Source organism: Streptomyces sp. NPDC044061 (genome assembly GCF_056434305.1).
On the sequence record NZ_JBWKFL010000025.1, the window covers coordinates 60,327 to 73,364 of the forward strand.

Annotated in this window: 8 protein-coding genes; 3 read left to right on the forward strand and 5 right to left on the reverse strand. The window is 76.1% G+C overall.

The features are described from left to right. Window positions 1-112: 112 nt before the first annotated feature. From AC07CM_RS33445 to AC07CM_RS33460, 4 genes are all read right to left on the reverse strand, one after another. Window positions 113-295: a hypothetical protein gene (locus tag AC07CM_RS33445; protein WP_478880226.1), complete on the reverse strand. Its 183-nt coding sequence runs from the start codon at window positions 293-295 to the stop codon at window positions 113-115. A gap of 218 nt (window positions 296-513) precedes the next feature. Next, window positions 514-2,391, reverse strand: a complete 1,878-nt coding sequence (locus tag AC07CM_RS33450; RefSeq protein ID WP_478880227.1) for an HEXXH motif domain-containing protein — start codon at window positions 2,389-2,391, stop codon at window positions 514-516. Between the two features lie 34 nt (window positions 2,392-2,425). Next, complete coding sequence (locus AC07CM_RS33455; protein ID WP_478880228.1) at window positions 2,426-2,602, reverse strand: hypothetical protein; 177 nt, start codon at window positions 2,600-2,602, stop codon at window positions 2,426-2,428. A gap of 146 nt (window positions 2,603-2,748) precedes the next feature. Beyond that, a complete protein-coding gene (locus AC07CM_RS33460) occupies window positions 2,749-6,501 on the reverse strand; it encodes a right-handed parallel beta-helix repeat-containing protein (RefSeq protein WP_478880229.1) in 3,753 nt (1,250 codons plus the stop codon). A 95-nt stretch (window positions 6,502-6,596) separates the two neighbouring features. Here AC07CM_RS33460 and AC07CM_RS33465 point away from each other — a divergent pair, with 95 nt between their 5' ends. The 3 genes from AC07CM_RS33465 to AC07CM_RS33475 are packed head-to-tail and all read left to right on the forward strand — an operon-like array spanning window position 6,597 to window position 11,634. Beyond that, entirely contained in the window at window positions 6,597-6,986 is a 390-nt protein-coding gene (locus tag AC07CM_RS33465; RefSeq protein ID WP_478880230.1) for a hypothetical protein, read from the forward strand. A 10-nt stretch (window positions 6,987-6,996) separates the two neighbouring features. After that, on the forward strand, window positions 6,997-7,875 hold the full coding sequence (locus tag AC07CM_RS33470; protein WP_478880231.1) for a hypothetical protein: 879 nt from the start codon (window positions 6,997-6,999) through the stop codon (window positions 7,873-7,875). Window positions 7,876-7,911: 36 nt separating this feature from the next. Then, a complete protein-coding gene (locus tag AC07CM_RS33475; protein ID WP_478880232.1) occupies window positions 7,912-11,634 on the forward strand; it encodes a CHAT domain-containing protein in 3,723 nt (1,240 codons plus the stop codon). Window positions 11,635-11,669: 35 nt separating this feature from the next. Here the strand turns inward: AC07CM_RS33475 and AC07CM_RS33480 are convergent, their stop codons facing one another. Continuing rightward, complete coding sequence (locus tag AC07CM_RS33480) at window positions 11,670-12,968, reverse strand: PP2C family protein-serine/threonine phosphatase (protein WP_478880233.1); 1,299 nt, start codon at window positions 12,966-12,968, stop codon at window positions 11,670-11,672. Window positions 12,969-13,038: the final 70 nt, after the last annotated feature.

A 13,038-nucleotide genomic window follows, 5' to 3' on the forward strand; every position in this document is an offset into this window, starting at 1 on the left:
GGGCGCCGGAGTCCTCGAGCGAGCAGAGGGGCTTGCCGGCCGGCGCGGCGGTGCGGTCCTCGGCCGGGAGGCGGGGGCTGCGTGGCTGCACCGGGCAGACCGGGCAGCCGCGTCACCCGGCCCCGCCGCCGAGGCCCGCCGCTTCCGCGATCCGGGCGGCTGCCGTCCCGGGGGGCTGGGGGCGGCCCCGGCGCAGGAGTTCCCGGTGTACGGCGGCCACCAGCTCGGGGCGGTCCAGCAGGGCGTCGCGGGGCGGCCCCCCGGGCAGGCTTGCGCCCGGCCCCGCCCAGGCCACTTGGGCTCTCGGTGAGAAGACGGCGGTAGCGGGCCGACACGGCAGTGCGGTTCCCGGCCGGGCAACCGTGTCAGCCGTGCCGGCCGTGTGGCCCGGGCGACCGGAACGCCGGGTCCTCGGCGAGCAATCGGCGCTGGCGCGGCGGCACGGTCCCCGCCCGGGCGGCTGCGGGCTGCGGGCTGCGGGCTGCGGGCTGCGGGCTGCACCAGGCAACCGTGTCAGTCGGTCCCGCCGCCGAGGCCCGCCGCTTCCGCGATCCGGGTGGCCACCGTCTCGGGTGCCTGGGGGCGGCCCCGGCGCAGGAGTTCCCGGTGTACGGCGGCCACCAGCTCGGGGCGGTCCAGCAGGGCGTCGCGGGGCGGCCCCGCGGGGAGGCTGAGGCCCAGTCCGGCCCAGGCGAGCGGGTCGCCGGGGTTCTCGGTGAGCAGACGTCGGTAGCCGGCCAGCGCGGTGGTGCGGTCGCCGGACGCCCAGGCGTAGTCCGTCGGCGAGGCGCCGGCCAGGGTCGCCGGGTCCTCGCGCAGGTGCGCGAAGCGCTCCGGGTCGCCGAAGCGGATGCGGACCAGCCGGGTGCGGACCTCGGGGGCGAGCGGTCCGGGCAGCGGGCGGACCTCCGGGTGGCACGGCGGCGGCTGCCCGGCCTCCAGGGCGTCGGCCCAGGCACGCACCTGGGCCGGGTCACAGCTCAACTGGGAGAGGCGGAACACCATCCGGTGGTCGTCGCGCGCCTCCGCTGCGGCCAGGGCCGCTGCGACTGGCACCGGTTCCTTGAGCAGGGCCGTGAGCGTGTGCTCGCCCCCTCGCAGGCATTGCTCGCCCAGCTCGGTCAGGGAGGCCTCGGACCACAGGGTGCGCAGCCCTTCCTCCACCTGTCCCCGGCGCAGCGCGAACTCGAAGTCGGCCTCCGCGCGTTGGGCACGGGACAAACCGGTGCCCTCGCGCAGGGCCTGCCAGAAGGAGGCCACGCCCAGGAAGGCGTAGACACCCTGCAGGATCCCGCGCAACGGTCTGGGGTCGGCACGCCAGGGCGCGTAATGGGTCTCCTCCAGGCCGCCGCGCAGCAGGGTGACGAGATCCAGCAGGGCGCTGAGCTTGATGTGCTGGGCCTCGTGGACGAGGGCCGCGGCGAGGTCGAGCGGCCGGGCCGGCCTGCTCATCAAGACGCCCCCGTACGATTCGGGGGCGCTGCCGCTGAAGAGGTCCGCGGGACTGCGATCGGGCAGTGGGGTGAGTGCGAGCAGGCAGTCCGCGACACCGGCCGGGTCGACGCGGTGCTGTGCGGCCACGTACCGCCAGGCGGCCTCGTAGAGGCCGCGCCAGCGGACCACCTCGTCCTCGCCCAGCCGGCCGACGGGCAGCCGGCGCAGGTAGTGCCGCCAGTGGTCGAGGTCCTCCAGCACCAGGGCGCCGGGCACCTCGGCGTCCGTCGAGCGCAGCCGTCGCAGCGCCCGCCAGCCGGGGGCGTCACGGCCGAGATCGTCGGGCAGCGGCAGCGTCCCGGCGGTCCAGCGTACTCCGGCGCCTCCGGTGTCCCGGAAGGCCTCGGCGACGGACAGCGGGGCCTCGGAGGGCAGCTCGGCCCATCCGAGCGCGGGGAACAGGACGCCCGTGCCGAGGACCGGGACGCGGGCCCGGAACGGGATGCCGGCCGCGAGAGCCGCCGCCGCGGCCAGGGCGTGCACCTGCGCGGTGTCCCGCCACATGTCCTGCGCCGGCCCGCCCCCGGAGTCGGCGCGCAGTCCGCGCAGGGTCCGGGCCAGCCAGCTCCCCACCGGCGGATGGAGCAGCACCGCCTCCACCGCCGCCCGGTCCGCCGCCTCGGCCTCGGCCAGCAGGTGCCAGGCCGTCTGTGCCGAGGGCAGTGCCCGGTCGTCCGGCGAGTGGCGGTCGGCGATCTCGACCAGGGCCCGCAGCAGGATCAGCCGCCGGCTGCGCTGTGCCGTCCTCAGGGCCGCGACGGCGTCGCGGTCACCACCGCCCTGCGCGAGCTGCTGGAAGTGGGTCACGGTCAGCCGGTGACGTGGGGCACCGGTCCGGATCTGTCCGGAATCGGACCCGGCCCCCGAGCGGTGCACCACGGGCCCGTCATCCGACACGGCGTCTCCTCACCATCAGCCGGCCAGGAGCATGTCAGCAACCACTCCCGGCGTTCGACGCCGAGCTCAGCGTGGGCGGGGAGTCGACCAGAGCCAGCAGACGGCGGGCCTGCTCGCGCAGTCCGGCGGACGCGAGGGAACCGACGGCCGCCAACGGCACTTCCGAGAGATCCACCAACTCGGTCTCGACATCGGGTGCCGACAGATCCACGGCCCGTCCCCCTCTTTGCCGACAGCACACGCGTCCCTCTTCATGGTTACTCAATCGTCGGGGTTGCGAAAGATGGGCGTCCGCCGGGAACAGGCCAACCAGCGACTCCCGACGGCATCCGCCGGCCGCTCGAACTCCTGCCAGGGCTACGGCAGATCGTCCCCGCGCAACACCAGCAACTCCTGATGCCCCGGCCGCTCCACCGCCGCCAGCCGCACCGCCATCCGCTCCACCATCTCCTCGAACAGGGTCCGTGCGTCCCGTCCGTTGGCGGGCTCCCGCGCGCCCGCCCGGGCCCGGAACCGGGTCAGCAGCAGCTCGTCCACTCCCGTATCCAGTTCGAACCCGTGCCGCTCGGCCAAGTGCCGTACGATCCGCACCAGTTCCTCGGGCTCGTACGGCCGGAAGGTCACCGTCCGCGAGAAGCGGGAGGCGAGACCCGGGTTGGCGGTGAGGAACTCCTCCATCTCCACCGGGTAGCCGGCCGCGATCACCACGACGTCGTCGCGGTGGTCCTCCATCAGCTTGGTCAGTTCGTCGATGGCCTCCTGGCCGAAGTCGTGTCCGACCCCGAAGCGACGGGAGAGGCTGTAGGCCTCGTCGATGAAGAGGACTCCGCCACGGGCGCTGTCGAAGGCGTCGCGGGTCTTCAGCGCTGTGGAGCCGAGGTACTGGCCGACCAGGTCGCTGCGGTGCACCTCGACCAGCCGGCCGTCGGCCAGGACGCCGAGGTCGGCGAGGATGCGGCCGTAGAGGCGGCCCACGGTCGTCTTGCCGGTGCCCGGCGGCCCGGAGAAGACCAGGTGGCGGCCGCCGGGCGGCTCGGGCAGCCCGGCCTCGCGGCGCAGTCCGGCGAGCCGGAGCAGGTCGGCCTGGGTGCGGACCTGGTGCTTCGCCTCGGACAGGCCGATCAGGGCGTCGAGTTCGGCGCGCGGGTCCGCCGCGGCGGGTGGGGCCGTGGGCGGCCGTTCGTCGGTGGTCACCGAGGCGCGGTGCACGGTCCCCTCGCCGGAAACGGCCTCGCCGTGGCTGCCGGTGACACTGCTGTCGCGGACCCGGCCGCCGGCACCGCTGTCGGCGCGCAGACCGTCGGCCCCGCTGCCGGTGAGGGCGCTGTCGCGGACGTCGAAGCGGCTGCTGTTCGCGGCCAGGAGACCGTGGGACGCGGCGCCGGTCACGGTGAGGTTCCCGGCGGTCAGGGCGGCGCTGTCCATGAGGTGGACGCCGTGCCGTCCGGCCCGTTCGACCGTGCAGCCGTGCGCGGTCAGGTCCGCGGTGTCGCGGACGAAGAAGCCGTCGCCGAGGCTGCCTTCGACCCGGACGTCGCGGACGGTGAGCCGGGCGGATCCGGTGAGGACGAGCCCGCTGTCCCCCATGCCGCGCAGGACCGCTCCGGTGACCTCGCCGGCCGAGCCGGTGTCGGAGGCGTACACGCCGTAGCGGCAGTCCTCGGCGCGAAGTCCGGTGACCTCGACGGTGCCGTCCTGGCACAGCCGCACCGCGGACTCGGTCAGCGCGCGGGCCTCGAGGCGGGCGAGGACGGCATGGCCGTTCTCCACGACCACCCCCTTGCGGGCACCGTCGACCCGGCAGCCCTCGAGGCGCAGTCTGCCCCGCTGGTCGACGTGCAGGGCGGCGTTGGAGGCGCGGGCGAAGGAGCAGTCCTCCAGCCGGACCACACCCTCCTCGGTCACCCGGACGCCGACGGCCCGGCAGCCCTCGAAGACGCAGTCGCGCAGCGTGGGATCGGCTCCGCCCGCGACGACCGCTCCGGCGTTCGCGCCACTCACCCGGGCGCGTACGACGGTGCCGTGGCCCTGGTCGCGGAAGCCGAGCGCGGTTCCGGCGAGGTCCAGGAACCGGCACGCGCGCACCTCGGCCTCGCCGTGCCGGTCGGCGAGGACGCCGTGGCCCCCGGTGCCGGTGAACGCGCAGTCGGTGACACGGACCCGGCTGCCGGCGCCGGTGACGTGGACGGCGCCGCCCCGGGTGCCGGCGAAGGAGCAGCCGGTCACCTCGGCCTGGGCGCCGTCGGCGACGACAAGGGCGTCCGCCTCGGCCTCGTGGAACCGGGTGCCGAGGAAGTCGGCGCGGGCCCCGCTCAACGCGGCACCCCCGACGGTGAGTTCACCACCGACGACGGTGACCTCGGTGCCGGCCGTGGCGCTGAGCGCGAGCGCTCCGGCGCTTCCGGTCAGCCGGCAGTCGCGCAGGGCGACCCGGCCGGAACCGACCGCCACGGCGGCCTTGCCGCGGGCGACGACGGTGAGCCCGGTCAGCACGGCGGTGCCGGTCACGCTCACGGCGGTCTCGGTGGGGCGCTCGACGGTCACGGTGCCCGGCCCCCGGACGGCACGGATCTCCACATCACCCTTCAGGACGAGGGGTTCGGGGTAGCGGCCCGGTTCGACCAGGACGCAGACGGGACCGTCGCCGCCGTGAGCGCGCAGCGCCGCCGCGATCGAGCGGTGCCCGCGGGTCGCGGTGCGCGCCACCCGCAGCACCCGGACCTCACCTACGGCGGCCGTGCGGGAGGCGGGCGGCGGGGGCGGCGGGTCGGGGGGCGGGGGCACGGGACCGAGGGCGGGGCCGCTCCAGCGGCGGGCGGACTCGCTGCCGCGCGCCGGTCCGGCGACCCGGACGCCGTAGGTGCCGAGGAGGTGGGCGAGTTGTTCGGGATGGACGGAGAGTCCGTGGGGTTCGCCGGCCGGGCCCGCCAGCACGGGCACGATCTCCAGCGGGCCGCCGGGGACCGTACGGAAGCAGCCCCGCAGCGGTTCGGCGACGGGCGGCGGGAGAGGCAGGAGGGGCTGGACGGTGCCGTCGGCCGCGGCCTGGAAACCCGGGGTCGCGGCCGGTGCGAAGTGGGCGAGGAGGGTCCAGCGGGGGCGGCGGTCGCCGGTGGCGCCGGGCGGGGACTCGATCTCCATGGCGGTCGACGCGGCCCAGGGCAGCGTCCGTTCGTCCGCGCCGACCCGCAGCCGGAGCCCTCCGGGGTCCAGATGCAGGGAGCACCGCCTGCCGAGCAGCCGGTCGAGCAGCGCCGCCGCCGGCAGGACGACGGCGGGGGCGGCGACCGCGGCGCCCAGGTACGGCCAGTGCGGGCCGGCGCCAGGGCGGATCGAGCTGTGCCAGCCGTACCCCCAACAGCACAGCAGCCACACGGCGACCGACAGCCGCCGGCCCTGGTGCGCGAGGCGGGCGGCGAGCGGGGAGCGCAGGCGGCCCGGAATCCGATGGCCTGAGCCGTCCGGGGGCGGTCCGGTGCGGCGCCAGCGCGGCCCGGCGTGCGCCTCGAACGCCCGGTCGAGAGCGGCCGGGTCGGCGTCCAGCAGGCGCAGGTCGACGGTGAGGCCGTCCCAGCCCCGGTCCCAGCGGGGCGTCGGCTCCATCGCCCGGAACAGCGGTCCGGGCCTGCGCCGGGCGGCCGGTGCGCTCGTGCGCAGCAGCAGCTGCTCCGGGAAGCGGTGGCCGGTGCGCAGCAGGCGCCGGTCGGCGGCCGGGATCACACAGATCCGGTCGATGTCGGCCCAGGGCAGCCGCAGCCTGCGCAGCGGGCCGCGCCATTCGAGGCCCGTCGTGTCGACGGTGAGCGCGACCGGCAGCAGCGAGGTGAGCAGCAGGCGCAGGCAGAGCAGGGCGAGGACGGCCGCGCCGAGCACGCTCTCGGCGACCACGGGTCTGGGCGCCCCCACCGCGCGTGCGCCGTCGGCGGACAGACAGCACACCAGCGCGCCCGCCCCGGCACCGGCGGCGGCCCACAGCCGGTTCTGCACCGTGCGCAGGTCCCGGCGGAAGGTGGCGCGGGGCACGGGCGCGCGCACAGTGGACGGGGCGGGGGGCGCGGCCGCGGTCCGTGCGGCGTCCTCCCCGTCCCCGGCGCCGAGCAGGACGTCCACCCGTACCCCCGTCCGCTGAGCCGCTCCCGCGGTCGTCGGTGCCCGTCGGGCCGATCACGGGATCAAGCGTAGAGGATCCGACTACCATGACTGATGTGTCGTCACTTCAGGACCGCGATGAACAAGTCGCGCTGCTCTGCGACCAGTTGCCCCGGCTCCGCCGGATGCACCGGGGCCCGGTGGGGGCGGTGAAACGGCTGCTGATCGACCGGGCCGTGCGAGCCGCCCGGGACGGTGAGCCGGTCGAGGAGTACCTGTCCGAACTGGGCCTGCTGCGCGCTGGTACGGCTCCGGAGGGTCAGGGACCGGGAGCGCCGCGATCGTCGCTGCCGACCACGGTGGCCGACGACGGCCCGCACGCGGTGCCCGGCGAGCACGTCTGCCCGCGCGGGGTGTGCGCCCGCCGCGAGCGCCGGCGGGCGGACCGGGAACTGCCGGTGTGCGAGGTGTTCGACCTGGCCCTGCGCTTCGACGCCGAGAGCTGAGCGGCCCGGCATGCTCACCGGGCTGGTCACGGACATGGGCCGGAAGCTGGCCGAGCGCTGGGCGGCGGCGCTGGTGCTGCCCGGGCTGGTGTTCACCGCGCTCGCGGCCGTCGCCCTGACACTGGGCCAGCGGCACTGGTCGGACCTCGGGCTGCTGCGGCATCGGCTGCGGACACTGACCGCCGACGGGTCCGGTTCGACGCGTACGGCGGTGCTGCTGCTCGGGGTGCTGGCCGTGTCCTTCGCCGCCGCCCTGCTGGCCGACGCGCTGGCGGGACCGTACGAGCGTGCGCTGCGGGGCAGTTGGCCGGCTCCGTTCGGCGGGCTCGCGGACCGGCTCACCGAGCGGCGCCGGCGCGCCTGGGACGACCGCGACGAGGCCTGCCGGCGCGCCGAAGGCACGGGCGGACTCGGTGCGACGGAGGCGGCGCGCAACGAGGTGGCGGTGGTCCGGCCGGGCTGCCCGACCTGGACCGGGGACCGGCTGCGGGCCCCCGCGGTGCGGATCCGCAAGGAGTACCGGGTCGAACTGGCGGACACCTGGCCCCGGTTGTGGCTGCTGCTGCCGGACTCCACCCGGCTGCCGCTCACCGAGTCCCGGCAACGGCTGGACGAGGCGATGCGCCTGGGCGGCTGGGCGGTGCTCTACGTGCTGCTGGGCGCGGTGTGGTGGCCGGCCGCCGTCGCCGGGGCGGGCGCGGGCCTGGTGGCCTGGCGGCGCGGGCGCGAAAGCGCCGACGGATACGCGGAGTTGGTGGAGTCGGCCGTGGACGTCCATCTGCCGGAACTGTTCGAGCGGTTCGACCCGGAGACCCGTCCGGTGCGGGTGAGCATCGGACCGGCGGTCACCGAGCGCTTCCGCAAGGGGGCCGGCCCACGGCACAGGTGACGGGCCCCCGATGCGCGGGGCCGAAAGGTGCGGAACATGGCGACGGACACGGCTTGGGAACAGGAGCCGGCCGGTGAGGACCGGCAGAGCGAGCGGGAACGGTTACTGCGCACGGTGCGCGCGCGGCTGGACGGGCTCGGCGGCCCGGGCGGCACCGCGGCGCTGCACACCGAGGAGGCGCGTACCGAGACCGAGGCGCTGCTGCGGCACCTGGTGGGCACCGGCCCGGACGGCGCGTACGACGTCGACCAGGAGGTTGCGTACACGCTCGGGGTGGCGCTGCTGATCCGCGCCGACGACCGGCGCGAGGCACCGGCCGCCGAACAGGACGGCCGGTACGGCCTGCTGCTGCTCGCCCCGTTCCACTGTCATCTGCCCGGCACCCCGGACGTCCTGCCGCCGCCGCTGCGCGCGGGGCTGGACGAGCTGCTCGGCCCCGAGGGCCGGCGCCCCGAGGAGCCGCAGGCCGTCGTCCACGAGCATGCGGCGGCCCTCTCCAACGTGGGCATGCTGCTGCTGGAGCTGGGCATCGTGCTGGCCTGGCCCGAGGCCTGGGAGGCGGCCGCCCGGCTGACCCGCCGGGCCATGCCGTACCTCGCGCCCGACGGACACGACCGGGCGCTGGCCGGCTGCAACCTCGGCTACGCGCTGCTGCTGGGCTCCGTGCGGGGCGAGGAGGGCCGCGAGCGGCTCGCCGAGGCCGTCGACGTCCTGCGCACGGCGTTCGCCGGCACTCCCCCGGGCCACCCCAACCACGCCCGCTGCGCCAACGGGCTGGGACTGGCGCTGCTGGCCTGGGCAGGCGCGCGGGAGGACCGCGCCCTGCTGGCGGAGTCGGCCGAGCTGCTGCGGACCGCGACCCGGAGCGCCGGCCCGGCCGACGAGAACGTGGCGCAGATGCACTCCGACCTCGGCTACGCCCTCACCGCGTACGCCCTCAGCGCCGGCGCGGGCGAGGAGGTGGCGCCGCAGGTACGCGACGAGGCCGTCGCCGCGCTCCGGCGTTCCCTCGACCTCACCCCGGCCGAGGACACGGAGGCGCTCCGGGGCCGCCTCGACCGGCTGGCCGAGGCCCTCCTGATCGGCCTGCTCCCGGGCGACCGGACGCGGTCCGCCGCCCAGGCCGGGGAGGCCGCCGAGGTGCTGCGCCGGCTGCTCGGCCTGACGTCCGCGGGGCACCCCGAGCGTGCGGACGTCATGCTGCGGCTGGCCGACAGCCTGATCGCCGCGCGGCGACCGCAGGAGGCCATCGACCTGCTGGGCGGCGCCGACGCGGTGTTCGCCGGGGACGCCGAGCGGACCGCGCGGGCCGAAGGGCTGATGTACCGGGCGGCCGTGCTGAAGGGGGAGCTGTCCTCCCGTGCGGACCTCAGCCCCGAGCAGGAGACCGACTCGGACGCCATCGACGCCCTCATGCGGTCCGCGCTGTCCGGCGAGGGCGAGGGCCATCCCATCGGCGCGGTGATGCGCCTGCTCGGCATGGGCCCGCAGGGCGGCGGCAGCCGGAGCCAGGAGCTGATGGACTTCGGCACGCTGCTGCTGGGCTACCCGGAGGAGGTCTCCCTCCACGACGTCATCACCAAGGCCGCCGAACTGGAGCTGCGGCGCATCGCCAGGCTGCCCGAGGACGAACGCGCACAGGCCCTCGCCGCGTTCATGGCCGGCACCGCCGACGAACCGGAACCGGTGCCGCCGGAACCGGTGGACACCGCTCCGCTCGACGAACTCCTCGACCTGCACGAGCGGTTGCTGCCCCGGCTGGCGCCGGACTCCCGCGAGTACCGCCTGGTGCAGGACGGGCAGGCCATGCTGAACCTGGCGAAGCTGATGCACGAACCCGACGCGGACGAGGCCAGGCTCGCCCGGATGCGGGCCTCACTGCCGCTGCTGCGGGAGATGCTCCAGGACCTGCCGCGGCGCATGCGGGAGATGGGCCTCACCCCCGAACTCTTCGGCGGCTACACGGCGTTGGCCTACGCGTCGGAGTCGCCCTTCGACCAGCTCCAGTACCTGGAGGGAGGCGTACGGGGCGCCCGGCGCAGGCTCCCGGAACTGGCACCCGGCACCCGGGAGCACGACGAGACGCGGACGTCCCTGGCCGTGTCGCTGTTCATCCGGTACGCGCTGTGGTCCGAGGAGGCGGACTTCACCGAGGCCGAGGGGATCGCCCGCGAGCTGACCGCCGTACCGGACCCGGACCTGCGCACCGTGATGCTGCTGTCGCAGTGGACGTCGGCGGTGAACTCCCGCATCCGCAACACCCAGTTGCTCGGCGCCGAGCGGCCCGGGCCCGGGCCGGCCGGGCAGTCGCCCAGCCTGATCACCCGGCTGGCCTCGGACCAGGCCGCCAAGGCCCTCGACGACCGCGACCCCGTGGGGGCCCTGGAGAACCTCGAGGACGGCCGCGCCCACCTGCTGTCCACCGCGCTCAACGCCCGCCGTGAGTTGTCCGTGCTGCACGGCGCCGACGCCGGCCTGCACGCCCGGCTCCGGGCCGCGCTGGACGGCCTGCGCGGACTGCGGCGGCACATGGAGCCCGGCCGCTGGCCCAGCGACGAGGAGGCGGAACGGTACCGGGTCGCACAGGAGGAGGCGGCCAGGCTGATCACGAAACTCCAGCAGCGCCCGGGCTTCCAGCGGTTCCTCACGCCGCTGCCGCTCGGCCTGGACGACCTGCTGCCCGCCGCCGCGGAGGGCCCCGTGGTGAGCGTCAACGTCCACCCGCGCCGCTGCGACGCCCTCGCGCTCGGCGCGGACGGGCTGCGCACGGTGCGACTGCCCCGGCTGTACGCCTCCGACCTCGCGGCGCAGGCCGAGTCCTTCCGGCTGGCCGTCGAGGTGCTGACCGCCGGGCCGCGCGATCCGCTCTACGAGCAGGCCCGGGAGATCTTCACCGGCACGCTGTCCTGGCTGTGGGACGTCCTGGCCGAACCGGTCCTGGACGCTCTGGGGTTCACCGGTCCGCCGGAGCCGGGTGAGCCCTGGCCGCGGCTGTGGTGGTCCCCGTCCGGGGTGCTCAACTCCTTCCCGCTGCACGCCGCCGGGCATCACGGTCCGGGCGCACGGGCGGGCGCGGCGGTCCTCGACCGGGTGGCCTGCTCCTACACGCCGACGCTGCGGGCCCTGCTGTTCAGCCGGGCCCGCCGGCGCGCCGACCCCGGCCGGCGCGGTGTGCTCGCCGTGGCCATGCCCGAGACGACCGGGCAGGCGCCGCTGGCCCGGACGGTCGCCGAGGCCACGGCCGCGGTCGCGGCGGGCGGCGGCACCCCGCTGATCGGACCGGCCGCCACCCGGGAGGCGGTGCGCACGGCGGTGCTCGACGCGGCCGTGGTGCACTTCGCCTGTCACGCGGACAGCGACCCCGAGGACACGGCCGCCGGCCGGCTGCTGCTCGCCGACGGCGACCTGCTCATCGGGGACATCGCCGAACTGCGACTGGAGTCGGCAGAGTTGGCCTATCTGTCGGCTTGCGGGACGGCCCGGGGCAGCTCGGCGCCCGCGCTCGTCGACGAGGTGATCCACCTCGCCTCCGCCTTCCAGCTGGCCGGCTACACCCAGTCGGTGGCCACCCTGTGGGAGGTCGGGGACGCGTTCGCCGCCGACGCGGCGGCCGCCTTCCACCGCGCACTGGCGCCCGCCCTGCCGGACCCGCGTCCCCTGCCCGCGGCCCTCGCCCTCCATCACACCGTACGGACCCTGCGCGCGGCCGACCCGGAACACCCCTGGACCTGGGCCGCGCTGGTCCACGCGGGCGCCTGAGCGGAGGGAGCCGAGCCCACGGGCCGGATCGGGGCTCAGCGGCCCACCGCCTGGGCGTCCTCCTCCGCGTCGACCGGCCCCTGGCGCAGGTGCGGCCGCGCCGCGAGGACCGCCACGTCGTCCTCCGCGTGCCGCGCGTCGAGACGGGTGAGGATGGTGTCCAGGACGTGGTCGACGCCGTCGCCGGTGGTGAAGCGGAGGCCGGACAGCCGGGCCAGGGAGCTGTCGATGTCCTCGCCTCGGCGCTCCACGAGGCCGTCGGTGAAGAGCACCAGGGTCTGATCGGGGGCCAGCTCGTGGGTGGCCGACTCGTAGCCGCCGAAGCCGGTGCCGAGCGGCGGGCCGACCGGGACGGGCAGCGGCGCGGTCCGGCCGTCCCGGTCGATGAGCACGGGCGGCAGATGGCCGGCGCTGGACAGCGTGACCTGGCCCCGGCCGGGGTCGGCCCGCGCCAGCAGACAGGTGGCAGGACGTCGGTCACCCTCCATGGAGGCGATGTCGTCCATCTGCCGCAGCACCCGGTGCGGGGGCAGGTCGGCGGAGGCGATGTAGCGCAGCGAGGAACGGTAGGCGCTCATGTCGACGGCGGCCTCCAGGCCGTGGCCCATCACGTCGCCCACGACCAGCAGGGTCCGGCCGAAGTGGAGCCGTACGGTCTCGCACCAGTCGCCGCCGACCAGCACCCGGCTGCTGCCGGCCGGCAGGTAGCGGATGGCGACGTCCAGGTTCGGGTGCGGCCGGCCGGGCTCCGCCAGCAGGGCGCGCTGCAGGTCGCCGGCGGTGCGGTTGACCTGGTCGTAGGAGCGGGCGTGCCGGATGTGGGAGGCGGCGCGTTCGGCGAGGAGAGCGAGCCGTTCGGCCTCCGCCCGGGTGAACGCCGTTCCGCGCCGGGCCGAGACGAGGACGCCGTACTGGTCGGGGCCGCTGGTCAGGGGCACGCAGAGCGCGCTGCGGTCGCGTGCGCCGGGCGGGTGCTCGATCCACGGCTCGGTCCGTCTGTCGGCCGCCGGGAAGCCCGCCTCCCGGGCCACGGCAGTGACCCATCGGGCGTCGGGCAGTACGTCGGCGGCCCCGTGGATCGCCTCGTACCCGGAGACGGTCTTGCCGGTGCGGCGCATGACCGCGGCGGCGCCGCCGAACAGCCGTACGGCGGCTCGGGTCAGCTCGGCGCAGGTCGTGTCCTCGTCGAGCGTGGTGCCGATGCCGCCGGCGACGGTGCGCAGCTCGGCCAGCCGCACCGCGTCGCTCTCCGGCTCGCCGGTCCCTTCCCCCCGGCGGTGGCCGTCGAGCGACAGGGACCTGCGACGGGCCTGGATCCAGCGCGCGACACCCATCACCCTCACAGAATCTCAAATCGGAGCCGGCCGGGCACCAGTCACTGGTGTCCCGGCCGCCCCCTGGGAC